This window comes from Methanofastidiosum sp. (genome assembly GCA_035362715.1).
In the GTDB taxonomy this organism is placed as follows: Archaea; Methanobacteriota_B; Thermococci; order Methanofastidiosales; family Methanofastidiosaceae; genus Methanofastidiosum.
The window spans coordinates 63,367-78,481 of record DAOSDU010000004.1 but is presented as its reverse complement, the minus strand read 5'-3'; the positions used below and the strand labels follow the sequence as shown (position 1 = coordinate 78,481).

Below are 15,115 nucleotides of genomic sequence, written 5' to 3'. Positions count from 1 at the left end.
TTTAGTAAAAGGTTATTTTCTGAAGATTATAGGAAAGTCCTTTTATTTTTTATATTTAAATTCTCTTTATTCATTAGTTTAGAACGCTATTCTTATACAAAAATCTTTTTAATCTATTCACCTTTCTTAATACATGATTCTAATTATAGCTGGCTCAAAAAGTGATGAACAAATTGTTAACAAAGTAAAGAAAGTTTTTGATGAAAATAATGTTGAATACGAAATTAAATATGCCTCTGCCCATAGGGAGCCTGAAAAAGTGGCGGAGCTTTCTAAAAAGGATTATGACGTTTTCATTGCTATAGCAGGACTGGCTGCTGCACTTCCCGGTGTAGTTGCGTCTCATACTAATAAACCAGTTATAGGTGTGCCTGTTTCTTCGAAATTAGGCGGTCTTGACGCACTGCTCTCGATTGTACAAATGCCAAAAGGTGTTCCGGTAGCATGCGTAGGCATTGATAATGGAGAAAATGCGGCATACCTCGCAATGAGAATAATAGGGGTGAAGTAATTGACAACTCCAAAAGACTACAAATCATCCGGCGTAGATATAAAAGTTGAAGAAAAATCAATCAGTGCCCTAGTTTCCGTTATTAAAGAGACTCTTCAATTTAGAAAAGGCAAGATCGGTGCGGCAATTGGAGACATAGGTAGTTTTTCAGGATTCATAGAATTTGGAGATTACGCCTTATCGCTAGCTACAGATGGTGTTGGATCAAAAGTCCTTGTTGCGCAAAAATTAAAAAAATATGATACTGTGGGAATTGATGTAATTGCGATGAACGTCAATGATGTCATATGCAATGGTGCAGCCCCCATCGCTTTTGTAGACTACATTGCTTTGGAGAAAACTTCAGAATACATGCTAGGGGAGATAGCAAAAGGACTATTAGAGGGTGCAAAGCAATCTGATATGCCTATAGTTGGCGGGGAAACTGCAACTCTTCCAGATATAATAAAGGGAGATGGGGAAGGATTTGATCTAGCTGGAACATGTCTTGGTGTAGTTAAAAAAGATAAAATAATTTCTGGAAAAGATATTGTTCCAGGAGATATAGTGATTGGTATTGCCTCATCAGGAGTTCATTCAAATGGACTAACACTTGCAAGAAAAGCCCTGAGCGAGGAAGACTATCCTGAACTTTTGATCCCTACTAGGATCTATGTAAAACAGATACTTAATCTAATTGATAATGTCAAAGTTAAAGGGATGGCACACATCACAGGTGGCGGTCTTCTAAATCTTAAAAGACTGAAAAAAGGCATGGGATTTGAACTTGATCTTCCAGAACCCCCAGTGATCTTTAAAAAAATTATGAATACAGGTGTAGAAATTGAGGAGATGTACAGGACCTTCAATATGGGAACTGGATTTATGGTAATTGTTCCAAAAGAAGAGAAGGAGAAGTCACTTGAGATATTAAATAAATACTACCATTCATATGTAATAGGGAAGATTATAGCAGAGGACATAATAAAAGCCCATATTAGGGGCTTAGATAAATCTTTTACTTTATAATTTTTTCGTAAGATTACATGAGCAAAACCAAAAGATATAAAAACAGTTGCCTCATTTTATCAACAGTTTAGGGTAATCTAAAATTATCAGGAGAGTTCAATATCTGTAGAGTGGTGCTATGGCAAAATCCCAATCAAAGAAAAAAAAGGAAGAGAACAGTTGCCCGAAGATTGGCGTTTATGTCTGTCACTGTGGTACTAATATAGCAGGCAGTGTTAATATAGAGGAAGTTGTTAATTTCTCTAAAACAATAGAAAATGTGTCTGTTGTAAGAGAGCATATGTACCTCTGCTCTGAGCAGGGACAGAACACTATAAAGGACGATATTAAAAAAGAAGGGATTAACAGGGTTGTTGCCGCTTGCTGCTCGCCTAGAACTCATGAAGAAATATTCAGAAAGACGTTAAATTCGGCAAATTTGAATAAATACCTCTATGAGCAAGTTAATATTAGGGACCAGTGTTCGTGGCCGCATTTTAAAGACAAAGAAAATGCGACTAAAAAGGCAAAGCAGTTAGTTAAAAGTGGAGTATATAGGGCCTCTGAATTAGAGCCTTTAGAAGATAGAAAACTCTCTGTTTTAAAATCTGCACTGGTAATAGGTGGAGGCATATCTGGAATTAACGCTGCGCTAGATTTGGCCCGCAGTGGATTCAAGGTATACATTGTAGAAAGAGATCCAAGCATTGGCGGAAAGATGGCCCAACTAGATAAGACATTCCCTACAAATGATTGCTCCGCATGTATTCTTGCTCCAATGATGGTAGAAGTTTCAAACACTCCAAATATTGAGCTTCTTACCTACTCAGAGATTGAAGATGTCTCCGGGCATATAGGAAAATATCACATCGTTGTTAAGAAAAAACAGACGTCGGTAGACTGGGAAAAGTGTAATGGCTGTGGCGATTGTAGCATAGTATGTCCTATTAAAGTTGACAATGAATTTAACTGCAATATGGACAAGAGAAAGGCTATCTATATACAATTTCAACAGGCAATACCGATGAAAGCAGTTATCGACAAAACAAAATGTATCAAGTGTAAGTTGTGTGAGAAGAGATGTAAAGTTGGTGCGATAGATATCTCAAAAAATGATGATGAGTTTGTTGAATTTGATGTTGGAAGTATTATTGTTACAACTGGTTATGATCTATTTGACCCCAATAAAAAAGCTGAATATGATTATGACCATCCGAACGTTATAACTTCTCTAGAACTTGAGAGGATGATGTGTGCTTCTGGACCAACAAAAGGTGAGATATTAAGGCCATCTGATGGTAGAAAACCACATACAATTTCTTTTATCCAATGCGTCGGCTCAAGAGACGAAAAGACAAATGATTATTGCTCTAGAATCTGTTGCACATATTCAATTAAACATGCTAGACTCCTAAAGGAAAAATATCCAGATATAGATATGTTCATTCATTATATCGATCTAAGATGTTTTGGGAAAGGTTATGAGGAGTATTATAGGATGGCTAGAGAAAAGGGAGTTAAGTTCATAAGAGGCAGGATAAGTCAAGTTGACTCAATTGGAGACAGATTAGAGGTCTCGGGTGATGACGACACCCTCGGAGAACAGATAAGTGTTATTGCTGATCTTGTTGTTTTGGCAGTTGCAATGGAATCTCCAAAAGGAACAAAGAAACTTGCAAATCTATTGAACATAAGTACTGATAAAACTGGATTTTTCAAAGAGATTCATCCAAAACTAAAACCTGTAAGTACTGACAGCGATGGAATCTTTATTGCTGGTGCATGTCAGGGCCCCAAGGAAATCCCAGATGCAGTAAGCCAAGGAAAAGCAGCGGCTTCTGCAGCTTCTTCTCTTATGTCTAAAGGTGAAATAGAAATTGAGCCCCTTTTTGCCCAAATAATCGAAGATTTGTGTGCAAGATGTAGAACGTGCGAATCTCTTTGTACATACAAGGCAATTAGATATACTGAAGAGGATAAAATGGAAGTGGATATTGCCTTGTGCAAAGGATGTGGTGTTTGTAGTGCGGCATGCCCTTCTGGGGCAATCAAAGCAAATCACTTTACAACTAAGCAAGTCAGAATGCAGATTTTGGCTCTTACGGAGGGTAGTAAATGAAAATCGTCCTTAACGAAACCAACAAGAATCTAGTAAATAAGGTCATTGAATACGGTGGTAAAAGGGTTTATGAGTGCTTTCAGTGTGGGATGTGTGCTTCAGGATGTCCTGTTGCAAGCGATACCGACCATAAAATAAAAAGAACTATGCATCAGGTTCTTTTGGGTCTTGACGAACAAATATTAGATAAAAAAGCAATATGGCTTTGCACTACTTGCTTCATGTGCTTGGAAAGATGCCCTCAAAATGCAGGGCCAACGGATGTTGTATTTGCGCTAAGAAGAATTTCTGCAGAAAATGGAATAATTCCAGAAGCCCAAATTGAAGTTGCAAATAATATTTATCACCTTGGACATGCAGTTACCGTTCAAAAGGGTATTACTCTTAGAAATAAGGTAAAAGCTCCACCTCTTAAGACAGCAGGTTCCGACAAGAAGTATGTACTTGAAATCCAAAAGATTGTTGATTCTACTCATGCAGGAAAATTACTAAAGATAAGAAAAGATTGGAAGCCAAAGGGAGATGATGTAATTGCATGCGACTGATTATGCTTTGTACACTGGATGCATTATTCCCTTAAGATATCCCGATATTGAAAACTCCATAAGGGAAACAATGTCACTTCTCGGAGCCAATGTTTATGACATGGTGGGTGCAGGTTGTTGCCCTCCAGGTGGGGCATTCTGGTCAGTTGAAGAAATTTCAGGACTTGCACAGAGTGCTAGAAATATATCAATAGCTGAATCTATGAACAAAGATTTAATGGCTGTTTGCAATGGATGTTTTTGTTACCTAAAGAATAGTAATCTGCTCTTGAAAAATGATCAGGAAAAGAGAGAGAAGGTAAATACTATCCTAAATAGAGTAGGAAGAAAATATCAAGGTACAATTTCTGTATATCATTTAGTAGAAGTACTCCATGATCATATTGGTACTGAAAAAATTAAAGAAGCTACAAAGATAAAATTAGATGGAGCTAAGGCTGCTGTACATTATGGCTGCCATCTATTGAGACCTTCAGATCACCTAATGGCTGAAAATCCTGAAAAACCTCACAAACTAGATGCTTTGGTTGAAGCTTTGGGAATGGAAAGTGTATACTATCCAAAGAAATTATCTTGTTGTGGCGCAGGTGGCGGTATGAGAGGTAATAATCCAGATGTTACTTTAAAGATTTTAGAAAAAAAACTTCTGAATATTAAATACTCAGACCCAGACTGTATCGTTACAGCTTGCCCTTTCTGCTTCCTTCAGTTTGATTTAGGGCAAAAAGGTCTAAGGGATAAGGGTGAAGATTTCTGTATACCTGTTTTTTACTATAATCAACTTCTGGGGCTCTCAATGGGACTCCCAAAAGAGAGGATAGCCTCCCTTTCAGAAACTCCAAGGGATGGATTCATAAAAAAATTCTATGGTGTTGGCTGATGACTAATTTTGAGCCGAATATTGTTGGTTTTGTCTGCAACTGGTGCACTTACGCAGGTGCCGATCTTGCAGGCTCTTCAAGATATAGCTATCCACCAAATATTAAGATGATAAGGCTTATGTGCTCTGGAAGAGTGGATCCTGCATTTATTCTTGAAACATTTGCTAGAGGTGCAGATGGAGTATTTATTGGAGGGTGTCACATACCTAGGGACTGCCACTATCAGCAAGGAAACTTTAAAGCACTAAAAAGGGTAACACTATTAAAAAAACTAATTGCAGACATGGGAATAGAACCTGAAAGATTGGAGATATTTTGGATCTCCGCATCAGAGGGAAAAAGATTCTCGGAAGTCATGACATCATTCACTGAAAGAATAAGAGAATTAGGGCCAAATCCAATAAGAGTATAAAATGAAAAAAATAATAGTCCTGGGTATTGGGAATCCATATCTTAAAGATGATAGGATAGGGCCTAAAATTGTTGAGGATTTAGAAAAATTTTTCAGCGGGCATGGTAATATTATCTTTGAAGTTTTCTATTCTTCAGGCATTGAACTACTAGATTCTATTTTAGATTATAATTGTGCAATATTTGTCGATTCAATTATTTCTAACAATATTGGAAAAATCACTTATCTTACATTAGAGGATATCCTATCAATACCTGAAACATCTTCGCCTCACTCAACAAACTTTTCGACTATGGTGAAACTTGGAATGAAGGTCTCTCCGGAAAGAATGCCAAATGAAATACTTTTTTGTGCAATAGGGATAAAGGACCCTTTCACGTTTTCAGATGAGTTCACATCAAATCTTGAAGAGTCCTATCTAAGTATCCTAGAAGAGATAAAAGATAAAGTAAAAGATTTGGCTACATAGCCTTTCTTACAGCATCGTGCATTATCATATCTGCTTGAGGCGCTCCAACAAAGGCAAGTTTACCATTTATTACAATTGCAGGTACACTCATGACCCCAAGTTTTCTTGCTTTTGAATTTCCTTCTGGAGTTGCAATATTAACTATGGCCACATCAACATTGTCATACTGTGATGCAACTCTATAAGCCATTTCAGCTGCCGATGGGCAATGTGAGCATCCAGATAAAGCTAGGACTTCAATTAGTACTCTTTTCTTTTCACCTGAAAACTTTTCTTTTAGTTCGTCCATCTTCTTCTGTCTTATCTCATCGATTTCTTCCATTACAACACTACACTATATACTAGTACTTTACTTATAAAAATTTATATAAGAATCTTACAAAACATTTTTATAAATAAACATTCATAAAACAAATGGAGTGATTATATGAAAATACTAGGAGTTTGCGGGTCCCCTAGAGAGGGCAATACTTTATTTCTATTGAAGAAAGCACTTGAAACATGTAAAGAGCTTGGAGTTGAAACAGAACTTGTACATGTTGGACAAATGAAAGTAGCCCCTTGTAAGGCATGCGGGGGATGTAAGGATACTGGAATTTGCGTTCAGAAAGACGATATGACACCTTTGTACGATAAGATAAGAGGTGCTGATGGAATAATATTGGCTTCTCCAGTATACTTAGGTGGTGTTTCTGCACAGATGAAAGCTTTTATGGATAGAACCAGAGCTTTGAGACAAAAATTCGAACTTCGAAACAAGATTGGCGCTGGAATTTCTGTAGGAGGATTTAGAAACGGTGGGCAGGAAACTACCCTACAACAGATTTTCAATTTCTTCTTGATTCATAATTCAATCGTTGTTGCAGATGAGGCGACATCGCACTATGGTGGTGTTGGGTTTGGTTATAATATTGGAGACTCTGATAAAGATGAATATGGTATAAAGACCTCTCAGAATACGGCAAAGAACATGGTAAAGGTACTAAAGTTGATAAAAGGGGAGTCTAAAGAGGAAATAAAAACTTGGTAAGGTTATTTCATGATAGGTCGGGAGGATATAAAGAATATCCTGAGCAGTTATGATCTCGATAACATAACAATAGGTGTATTGGGAGGACATTCTGCCCTTGATATTTCAAGCGGTGTAAAAAAATACGGATTCAATACAGTTGCAGTTTGTCAAAAAGGTAGAGAAAAGACATATTCAAAGTATTACAAATCTAGGGATGGCCGAGGCTGTATTGATGAAGTTGTTGTCCTAGACTCATTCAAAGATATTACAAATAAAGATGTTCAAAAAGAGCTCCGAGAAATGAACACTATTTTCATACACAACAGGTACTTCTGGGTTTACTTCGATTTTGAACGAATAGAAAATGATTTCTTCGTTCCTATATACGGAACAAGAGGGCTTGTAAAGCTTGAAGAAAGAGATGTTCCAAAAAATCAGTATTATCTTTTAGAAAAAGCAGGAATCAGATTTCCAAAGATATTCTCATCCCCCGATAAAATTGATAGGCTTGTAATAGTAAAGGTCTCAGAGGCTATAAGAGGGTACGAGCGGGCATTTTTCTTTGCATCCTCTCTCAAGGAATATGAACAGAAAAGCAAGGAATTAATAGATAAAGGAATGATAACAAAAGAAGCATTAAAAAAAGCCGTAATTGAAGAGTATATCTTGGGCGCTCAAACCAATTTCAATTTCTTCTACTCAAATACTAAAGAAGAGCTGGAACTTATGGGTACTGACACCAGGAGGCAAACTAACCTAGACGGTATTTTAAGACTCCCTGCAAATGAGCAACTTGAGGTCTTAAAATATGTTAAACCTAAAATGATTGAAACAGGCCACATAACTTGCACCACAAAAGAAAGCATCTTAGAAAAGGCTTTTGATATCGGAGAGAAATTTGTAAGTGTTACTAAGAAGGAATATCCGCCGGGAATAATAGGGCCTTTCGCCCTCCAAGGGGCAGTGGCATCATATGAAGGAAAGGAAGAAATAGTCATATTTGATGTTTCTATGAGAATTCCTGGAAGTCCTGGAACAAAATTCACACCCCACACAGGATACCTATATGGTAGAGAAATTAGCTATGGAGAAAGAATAGGGATGGAATTGAGAGAAGCTCTAGAAAAAGGATCTATTTATAATATCCTGTCCTAGGCCTCTTTTTTAAAACATGTTTTTCTATTATTTTTTCTATTGAATCAATCGAAAATGGTTTGATAAGAACAAATTTTGCACCTGCGTCGAATAGATCTTTCTGTAATTCTGTATAAGCCGTGCCACCTATAACAATTGCATTTGGATTAAACTTAATTATCTCTTTTGTAGCTTTAATTCCATCCATAACGGGCATTTTTATGTCCATTACGACAACATCCGGTAATTCTTTTTTGTAAGTCTCTACGCCTTCTAATCCATTAAATGCAAGTAAAACCTCATGTGCATGAAGACCTTGTTTCAATATGTCCAAAAAATCTTGATTGTCATCAACGAGTAGTATTTTTACCATAATATCACTACAATACATTCAACACTGTAAGGCTAGTTGATTTATTGACGCCTTTAAGCTTTCTGATATTCTCTATTATCATATTAAACTCTTTTGGTGAATTGCATAAAACATAGGCAACTACATCCCATTCACCTGTTGTTTCGTATACTCTTTTTACTCCCTCAATTTTCATGATCTGTTTTACAATCTCATCTGTTGATTCTTGAGTATGTGTATTTAAGAGTACCAATGAAATAAATCCAAAATTTGTAGAGACTTCAACTGTGAAGTTTTTTATAATACCTGTTTCGATAAGGTTATCAATCCTCCTTCGGATAGATCCTTCAGAAACGGAGAGCCGTTTTGCTATCTCAGTGTTCTTCATCCTAGAGTTTTCTTCTAAAATCGATAAAATTTGTATATCCAGTTCATCCATAAGATAAAATTTGTATTTGGCTTTAAAAATATTTCGATTATCGTAGTTTGTATACTATTTTTAACCGTAAAACTTAAAAGGAGTTTACGATTAATGCCATCGAGGTGATTTGGATGGGAGAATGTCCAGAATGTAGTTGCGTTATTGAAATAGAAAATCCAGAAGTAGGGGACATCGTAGAGTGCTCTGAGTGCGGAATAGAGCTTGAAATAATAAGCCTTGACCCACTAGTACTAGCAGTTGCCCCTGAAGAAGAAGAGGATTGGGGAGAATAAAATGGTCAAAATATTGGACACAACTTTAAGAGAAGGCGAGCAGACCGCAGGTGTTTCTTTTACTATCAATGAAAAGATGGCACTTGCTAAGATGCTTGATGATTTTGGGGTCGACATGATAGAGGTCGGCCATCCAAACGTTTCTCCAAAGATTGAAGAATTTATCAGAAAGGTTGTGAAAGAGGATCTCAAGGCAGAAATAGTAGGACATGTTAGGGCTGTCAAGGGAGACGTAGAAATGGCTGTTGACTGTGAAGTTGACAGAGTTGCAATATTTCTTGCAACTTCTAATGTTCATCTTAAAGATAAATTAAAGATGTCCAAGGAAGTAGCAATAGAAAAAGTAGTAGATTGTGTCCAATATGCAAAAGACCACGGACTTAAAGTCAGGTACACACCCGAAGATGCGACAAGAACAGATTTCGATTATCTTATTGAAATCTGTAATGCTGCAATTGATGCTGGGGCTGACAGAATAAGTGTCGCAGATACCGTTGGGGTTATGCAACCCCACATTTTTTATGATCTTGTAACGACTATTAAGAAAAATCTAAAACCTGTTGGAATTGATGTACACTGCCATAATGACTTTGGTCTTGCAGTTGCCAATGCTATGGCGGGTGTTAGAGCGGGGGCAGATTGTGTTCACACTACCGTGAATGGTATAGGGGAAAGAACAGGCATAGTAGATTTATCAAACTTTGTAGTGGCCACTCATATTTTGGATAATGAAAACTTAAAATATGATCTTAAGATGTTAAAACAGATCTCTGCATATGTGGAAAAAATAACTGGGATATATGTTTATCCTTTAATGCCCATCATGGGTGATAACGCCTTCACACATAAGAGTGGGGTCCACACAGATGGAGTTCTAAAAAATCCAACTACTTACGAACCTTTCTCGCCAGAGATGATTGGTAAGGAGAGGAAAATAATTGTAGATAAGTTTGCTGGCAAAAGGGCCGTTATGTCAAAGTTAAATCAATATGGTATTGAGGCCAACGATGAAGATTTGCTAAAAATAATTCATGAGATTAAGAAGGTAGGGGACGAAAGAAAGATTGTACACGAAACAGATATCCTAGACATTGCCGAAAAGGTGCTTGGCGTTAAAGCTGTAACTATCCCAACTGGAGTTGATGCTGTTTTATTCCTAAGGCTTGAGGCCCACATATACACAACATCGATATCCAGAAAGATAAAGAACATGAAGGGTGTTGAAAAGCTCTACGAAATGTCTGGAGACGAAGATATCTCAATCTATGCATCATTAAAAAATGTTGCAGAACTCAATAACTTGATAGAAGATATAAGAAGTATTCCTGGAGTTCTTGCAACAAGTACAAGAGTAGTTCTAAAGAAATATGGTGAGGTTAATGGGAACAGTTGCTGAAGAGATTTTTTCTAAGAAACTTTCTAGAGATGTATCTGCTGGAGAAATTGTTTTGGTCGATATAGATGTAACAATGAGTCATGACAACACGACACCGCTTGCAATCAAAGCATTGAGAAATACAGGCAAGCCATTGTATGATAAGAACAGGATTGTTGTTATCTTTGACCATGTCCAGCCACCGGCATCAGTTGAAAGTGCCACATTACAGAAAGAAGTATTGGAATTCATAAAAAAAGAAGGCATAAAGAACTTCTTTAGAGAAGGGATTTGCCACCAGGTTCTTGTTGAGAAAGGATTTGTCATACCGGGTAGAGTGATTATTGGCGGGGATTCACATACATGTACTTACGGAGCTCTTGGAGCCTTTGGAACAGGAGTAGGATCGACAGATATTGGTGTTTCTTACGCTACTGGGAAGAACTGGTTTAGAGTTCCTGAAACATTTTACTTTGATGTTAAGGGGTCATTTGCTAAGGGAGTGTATCCAAAAGATTTGATCTTAAAAATTATAGGGAAAGTTGGCGCTAGGGGTGCTACTTACAAGGCATGCGAGTTTGGTGGAGAAACAATTGAGAATATGGCATTAGGGGATAGACTTACCCTCACTAACATGGCAATCGAAATGGGGGGGAAGACAGGCTTAATAAAAACAGACAAAGTAACAGAGAACTTTCTAAAGTCAAGAGGGTACCCATATACAGAAATTGTTCCAAAAGATCCAAATTATGAGAAGGTCTTTGAATTTGATGTTGATGACCTAACACCTCAGCTAGCTGTTTCACCAAGGGTGGACAATGTTTATCCTGTTGAAAAGTATGCAGGAACAGAAGTTGATGAGGTATTCATAGGAACATGCACTAATGGCAGAATAGATGATCTTGAAATAGCTGCAAGGATGCTTAAAGGAAAGAAGTTAAGCCCGCTTCTTAAAACTATTATTGTTCCAGCTTCAAATGAGATATACTTTGAGGCAATGAATAGAGGGTACATAAAAATATTCATGGATGCAGGGGCAATGGTTTGTAATCCTGGGTGCGGACCGTGCATAGGAAGGCATCAAGGCGTAATTGCGCCAGGAGATCGGGCCTTGACAACAATGAATAGGAATTTCATAGGAAGAATGGGTTCAGACAAAGGTGAAATTATAATAGCCTCTCCCGCAACAGCTGCAGCAACTGCACTTACAGGAAAGATCACAGATCCAAGAGAGGTGATGTAGTGGGGAAAATATTCAGATTCGATGATGATGTAAATACTGACGAAATAATACCAGGCAGATACAACGTAACAACAGATCCAAAAGCACTTGCTGAGCACTGCTTTTTCGAGGTAAGACCAGATTTTTCAAAGACTGTAAAGGCTGGAGATTTCATAGTTGCAGGCGAAAACTTTGGATGTGGCTCATCAAGAGAGCATGCACCAATTGCAATAAAGGCTTCTGGTGTAAAGGCAGTAATTGCAAAAAGCTTTGCAAGGATATTTTACAGAAACTGTATCAATATAGGCCTTCCAATTATGATTTCAGATGAACTATATGATCTTGTCCAGGATGGAGAAGAGATTGAAGTCAACTTAAAGGAAGGACGAATCAAAATTCTAAAAACTGGCAAAGAGGTCAGATCACAGGGATTTCCAGAATTTATTCTGAAAATTATTGATGCCGGCGGAATTGTCAATTTCTTAAAAAATCATGACATAGGTGAGCTAGAAGATGGGATATAAAATATGCGTTATCAGAGGAGACGGTATAGGAAACGATGTAATTGATGCAGGATTAAAGTTACTTTCACATGTTAATCTTGATTTTGATTACTCTTATGCAGAGGCAGGTTACGACTGCTATCTAAAAAATGGAACTTCTATTCCACAGAAAACAATTGAAGCCTGCAGAGATGCAGATGCGACATTTTTTGGGGCTGTTTCATCACCCCCGGACATACCTGACTATAAGAGTGCAATTGTTACCTTAAGAAAAGAGCTTGATCTTTTTGTAAATGTAAGGCCAATAAAAAGCCTCCCAGTTGAAATTTCAAGACCAAATATCGATATAGTCATGATGAGAGAAAACACCGAAGGTATGTATAAGGGGATTGAAAGAGAGGAGAACGGAGTTGCAATAGCAGAAAGACACATTTCAGAGAAGGCATCAAGAAGACTTGCCGAGTTTACTTACAAATATGCAAGAGAGAATAACAGAAAAAAAGTTACTGTGGTCCACAAGGCAAATGTCTTAAGAAAGACGTGTGGACTTTTCAGAAGAACTGTGCTATCAGTTTCAGAAAATTTCCCCGACATAGAAACAGAAGAAGTTATAGTAGATGCAATGGCAATGAGATTAATCAAAGAAGCAGAAAGATTTGATGTTGTTGTCACAACTAATTTATTTGGGGATATATTATCTGATGAGGCATCTCAGCTTGTCGGTGGTCTTGGCATAGCACCTTCGGGAAATATAGGCGAGAAAAAAGGACTATTTGAACCAGTCCATGGCTCAGCACCAAAGTATGCAGGAAAAGATATTGCAAATCCAACAGCAACTTTTCTTTCAGCTGCAATGATGCTAGACTTTCTTGGAGAAAAGAAAGAAGGAGACAGAATACGAAATAGTATTTTCAAAACATTTGCTGAAGGTAAGAGAACAAAAGATTTGGGTGGAAATCTTGGAACTCTGGCTTTTACTGAGGCAGTAATCAATAATTTGGAGTGATTAGATGAAAATAGGAATGCTTTATTCGAGAGTCAGACTCGACGAGAAGTTTTTACTCGAAGAATTTAGGAATAGAGGGATTGAAGTAGAAAGAATGGATACGAGATGTGCAATATTCAATATAACAGATTTCGAAAAAATGGATTATGATGTAGTACTGGAAAGGGAAATAAGTCATCTTAAAGCTCTTTACTCTCTTAAGGTATTAAATGAAATGGGAGTCAAAACAGTCAATACTTACCAAACTGCTAATACTTGTGGAGATAAAGTTTTAACAACTTTAGCTTTGACAAAACATAAAGTTCCTTCCCCTATAACATACATTGCTTTTACCCCTGAGGAGGCTATTCAGGCTATTGAAAAGATTGGATATCCTGCAGTATTAAAGCCAGCAACTGGTTCTTGGGGAAGACTTCTTTCAAAAGTAAATGACAAGGAAACTGCAGAAAGTATACTTGAACACAAAGTCGTACTTGGGTCATATCATCACTCGGTGTTTTATATCCAAGAATACATTAACAAACCTGAGAGGGATATTAGGGCATTTGTTGTTGGAGACGAAGTAATTGGAGCTATTTACAGAAACTCTCCACACTGGATAACAAATACAGCCCGAGGTGGAGTTGCCTCTAATTGCCCGTTGACAGATGAAATATCAGAAATTTGCCTTAAAGCCGCAGAAGCTGTTGGTGGCGGAGTAGTTGCAATTGATCTATTGGAAGACAGAGGAAAGCTTTTAGTAAATGAAGTCAATTATACTATGGAGTTTAAGAATAGTATTGCACCAACAGGTGTTAATATACCAGGTAAAGTAGTTGATTATGTTATTGAAGTAGCAAAGAGGTAATTAAAATGAAAGTTTCAATTATTGGTGCTTCAGGTTATACTGGAGGAGAGTTACTAAGACTATTGGTAAATCACCCTGAAGTAACACTTGATAGGATCACATCTGAGTCAAATGCTGGCTCTTATGTGCATATGATTCATCCAAATTTAAGAGGATTTAACATTAAATTCTCATCAATCAAAGAATCCTTTGATTCCGATCTAGTATTCTTTTGTCTCCCCCATGGTGTTTCAATGGATTACCTAAGGGAATTTTATGATACAGGAGTTAAGATAATAGATTTAGGGGCAGATTTGAGACTGAAAGACAAGGATGTATACAAGTCATGGTACGGGCTTGACCACAAGTGCCCAGAACTCTTAGAGAAAGCTGTATACGGCATCCCTGAGATCCATAGAGAAGAGATAAAGAAGACTAAATTAGTTGCAAATCCAGGTTGCATTGCCACATCAATGATTATGGCATTGTATCCATTAAGACATCTCAACCTAGATAAGGATAGGATAGTAATTGACAGCAAAATAGGATCATCTGCATCAGGGGATTCCTTCAGCGCTTCAACACACCATCCGGAAAGATCAAGAGCGATAAGATGCTACTCTCCAATTTACCATAGACATATAGCAGAAGTGGAACAGGAAACTGGATTTAAAGTCACAATGGCACCCCACGCTATTGAGATGGTAAGAGGAATATTTACAACGATTTATCTGTTCTTAAATCAGCCTTACGATGAGAAGGAAATCAGAGGGATATATAGAGAATTTTCGGATAATAATAAGTTCTTCAGAGTAGTAAAGCAGAAGAAAGGAATCTACAGGCACCCTGATCCCAAAATACTAACAGGTTCAAACTTCTGTGAAGTCGGATTTGAGCTTGATAGAGAAAACAAGAGAATGATTGTCTTTTCAGCTATAGATAATCTTATGAAAGGTGCAGCTGGTGCTGCAGTGCAGAACATGAACATTATGTACGGTCTTGAAGAAGATACAGGCCTAAAATATATCGGTTACCACCCGATTTAGG

At 37.4% G+C, this 15,115-nt stretch carries 19 protein-coding genes; 16 read left to right on the top strand and 3 right to left on the bottom strand.

Features of this window, described 5'->3' with window-relative positions; genetic code table 11:
* Positions 1 to 133: 133 nt before the first annotated feature.
* From purE to PLI06_03990, 7 genes are all read left to right on the top strand, one after another.
* Positions 134 to 511: a 5-(carboxyamino)imidazole ribonucleotide mutase gene (gene purE, locus PLI06_04020; protein ID HOI76763.1), complete on the top strand. Its 378-nt coding sequence runs from the start codon at positions 134 to 136 to the stop codon at positions 509 to 511.
* Positions 512 to 1,519, top strand: a complete 1,008-nt coding sequence (gene purM / locus PLI06_04015; protein HOI76762.1) for a phosphoribosylformylglycinamidine cyclo-ligase — start codon at positions 512 to 514, stop codon at positions 1,517 to 1,519.
* Positions 1,520 to 1,637: 118 nt separating this feature from the next.
* Positions 1,638 to 3,617, top strand: coding sequence for a CoB--CoM heterodisulfide reductase iron-sulfur subunit A family protein (locus PLI06_04010; GenBank protein ID HOI76761.1), 1,980 nt, complete (start codon positions 1,638 to 1,640; stop codon positions 3,615 to 3,617).
* Positions 3,614 to 4,162 (top strand): 4Fe-4S dicluster domain-containing protein, encoded by a 549-nt coding sequence (locus PLI06_04005; GenBank protein ID HOI76760.1) that lies wholly within the window; start codon positions 3,614 to 3,616, stop codon positions 4,160 to 4,162. The genes PLI06_04010 and PLI06_04005 overlap by 4 nt, the downstream gene beginning before the upstream one ends.
* Positions 4,149 to 5,042, top strand: a complete 894-nt coding sequence (locus PLI06_04000; GenBank protein ID HOI76759.1) for a heterodisulfide reductase-related iron-sulfur binding cluster — start codon at positions 4,149 to 4,151, stop codon at positions 5,040 to 5,042. The genes PLI06_04005 and PLI06_04000 overlap by 14 nt, the downstream gene beginning before the upstream one ends.
* Entirely contained in the window at positions 5,039 to 5,455 is a 417-nt protein-coding gene (locus tag PLI06_03995) for a hydrogenase iron-sulfur subunit (protein ID HOI76758.1), read from the top strand. Before PLI06_04000 ends, PLI06_03995 begins: the two co-directional genes overlap by 4 nt.
* Before the next feature lies 1 nt (position 5,456).
* Complete coding sequence (locus PLI06_03990) at positions 5,457 to 5,924, top strand: hydrogenase maturation protease (protein ID HOI76757.1); 468 nt, start codon at positions 5,457 to 5,459, stop codon at positions 5,922 to 5,924.
* On the opposite strand, the gene PLI06_03985 is transcribed toward PLI06_03990, so the two are convergent.
* Positions 5,917 to 6,246 (bottom strand): thioredoxin family protein, encoded by a 330-nt coding sequence (locus PLI06_03985; protein ID HOI76756.1) that lies wholly within the window; start codon positions 6,244 to 6,246, stop codon positions 5,917 to 5,919. The genes PLI06_03990 and PLI06_03985 overlap by 8 nt on opposite strands.
* 105 nt (positions 6,247 to 6,351) lie before the next feature.
* On the opposite strand from PLI06_03985, the gene PLI06_03980 reads away from it, so the two are divergent.
* Positions 6,352 to 6,954 (top strand): flavodoxin family protein, encoded by a 603-nt coding sequence (locus PLI06_03980; protein HOI76755.1) that lies wholly within the window; start codon positions 6,352 to 6,354, stop codon positions 6,952 to 6,954.
* A gap of 9 nt (positions 6,955 to 6,963) precedes the next feature.
* A complete protein-coding gene (locus tag PLI06_03975; protein HOI76754.1) occupies positions 6,964 to 8,091 on the top strand; it encodes a DUF1297 domain-containing protein in 1,128 nt (375 codons plus the stop codon).
* Here PLI06_03975 and PLI06_03970 read toward each other — a convergent pair.
* Together PLI06_03970 and PLI06_03965 are read right to left on the bottom strand one after the other, a co-directional pair.
* Entirely contained in the window at positions 8,069 to 8,443 is a 375-nt protein-coding gene (locus tag PLI06_03970) for a response regulator (GenBank protein ID HOI76753.1), read from the bottom strand. The two genes, PLI06_03975 and PLI06_03970, sit on opposite strands and share 23 nt — an antisense overlap.
* 7 nt (positions 8,444 to 8,450) lie before the next feature.
* Positions 8,451 to 8,861: an Lrp/AsnC family transcriptional regulator gene (locus PLI06_03965; GenBank protein HOI76752.1), complete on the bottom strand. Its 411-nt coding sequence runs from the start codon at positions 8,859 to 8,861 to the stop codon at positions 8,451 to 8,453.
* 113 nt (positions 8,862 to 8,974) lie between these two features.
* Between PLI06_03965 and lysW the strand changes: the two genes are divergently transcribed.
* From lysW to argC, 7 genes are read left to right on the top strand one after another with little or no spacing between them, the layout of a single operon-like run.
* The gene (gene lysW, locus PLI06_03960) at positions 8,975 to 9,136 is read left to right on the top strand and encodes a lysine biosynthesis protein LysW (protein ID HOI76751.1); all 162 of its coding nucleotides are present in this window, start codon (positions 8,975 to 8,977) and stop codon (positions 9,134 to 9,136) included.
* Position 9,137: 1 nt separating this feature from the next.
* On the top strand, positions 9,138 to 10,532 hold the full coding sequence (gene lysS / locus PLI06_03955) for a homocitrate synthase (protein HOI76750.1): 1,395 nt from the start codon (positions 9,138 to 9,140) through the stop codon (positions 10,530 to 10,532).
* Entirely contained in the window at positions 10,516 to 11,754 is a 1,239-nt protein-coding gene (locus PLI06_03950) for a 3-isopropylmalate dehydratase large subunit (protein HOI76749.1), read from the top strand. The genes lysS and PLI06_03950 overlap by 17 nt, the downstream gene beginning before the upstream one ends.
* The gene (locus tag PLI06_03945) at positions 11,754 to 12,257 is read left to right on the top strand and encodes a 3-isopropylmalate dehydratase small subunit (protein HOI76748.1); all 504 of its coding nucleotides are present in this window, start codon (positions 11,754 to 11,756) and stop codon (positions 12,255 to 12,257) included. Before PLI06_03950 ends, PLI06_03945 begins: the two co-directional genes overlap by 1 nt.
* Positions 12,247 to 13,242 (top strand): isocitrate/isopropylmalate dehydrogenase family protein, encoded by a 996-nt coding sequence (locus PLI06_03940; GenBank protein HOI76747.1) that lies wholly within the window; start codon positions 12,247 to 12,249, stop codon positions 13,240 to 13,242. The genes PLI06_03945 and PLI06_03940 overlap by 11 nt, the downstream gene beginning before the upstream one ends.
* 4 nt (positions 13,243 to 13,246) lie before the next feature.
* Entirely contained in the window at positions 13,247 to 14,089 is an 843-nt protein-coding gene (gene lysX, locus PLI06_03935; GenBank protein HOI76746.1) for a lysine biosynthesis protein LysX, read from the top strand.
* 5 nt (positions 14,090 to 14,094) lie between these two features.
* A complete protein-coding gene (gene argC / locus PLI06_03930; protein HOI76745.1) occupies positions 14,095 to 15,114 on the top strand; it encodes an N-acetyl-gamma-glutamyl-phosphate reductase in 1,020 nt (339 codons plus the stop codon).
* Position 15,115: the final 1 nt, after the last annotated feature.

Bases quoted from the DNA above. Each gene is read 5' to 3' on its own strand.
- PLI06_03980 (HOI76755.1), top strand. From the start codon at position 6,352: ATGAAAATACTAGGAGTTTGCGGGTCCCCTAGAGAGGGCAATACTTTA.
- lysX (HOI76746.1), top strand. From the start codon at position 13,247: ATGAAAATAGGAATGCTTTATTCGAGAGTCAGACTCGACGAGAAGTTT.
- PLI06_03975 (HOI76754.1), top strand. From the start codon at position 6,964: ATGATAGGTCGGGAGGATATAAAGAATATCCTGAGCAGTTATGATCTC.
- PLI06_04005 (HOI76760.1), top strand. From the start codon at position 3,614: ATGAAAATCGTCCTTAACGAAACCAACAAGAATCTAGTAAATAAGGTC.
- PLI06_03950 (HOI76749.1), top strand. From the start codon at position 10,516: ATGGGAACAGTTGCTGAAGAGATTTTTTCTAAGAAACTTTCTAGAGAT.
- PLI06_03985 (HOI76756.1), bottom strand. From the start codon at position 6,246: ATGGAAGAAATCGATGAGATAAGACAGAAGAAGATGGACGAACTAAAA.
- PLI06_04010 (HOI76761.1), top strand. From the start codon at position 1,638: ATGGCAAAATCCCAATCAAAGAAAAAAAAGGAAGAGAACAGTTGCCCG.
- lysW (HOI76751.1), top strand. From the start codon at position 8,975: ATGGGAGAATGTCCAGAATGTAGTTGCGTTATTGAAATAGAAAATCCA.
- PLI06_03990 (HOI76757.1), top strand. From the start codon at position 5,457: ATGAAAAAAATAATAGTCCTGGGTATTGGGAATCCATATCTTAAAGAT.
- argC (HOI76745.1), top strand. From the start codon at position 14,095: ATGAAAGTTTCAATTATTGGTGCTTCAGGTTATACTGGAGGAGAGTTA.
- lysS (HOI76750.1), top strand. From the start codon at position 9,138: ATGGTCAAAATATTGGACACAACTTTAAGAGAAGGCGAGCAGACCGCA.
- PLI06_03970 (HOI76753.1), bottom strand. From the start codon at position 8,443: ATGGTAAAAATACTACTCGTTGATGACAATCAAGATTTTTTGGACATA.
- PLI06_03965 (HOI76752.1), bottom strand. From the start codon at position 8,861: ATGGATGAACTGGATATACAAATTTTATCGATTTTAGAAGAAAACTCT.
- purE (HOI76763.1), top strand. From the start codon at position 134: ATGATTCTAATTATAGCTGGCTCAAAAAGTGATGAACAAATTGTTAAC.
- PLI06_03940 (HOI76747.1), top strand. From the start codon at position 12,247: ATGGGATATAAAATATGCGTTATCAGAGGAGACGGTATAGGAAACGAT.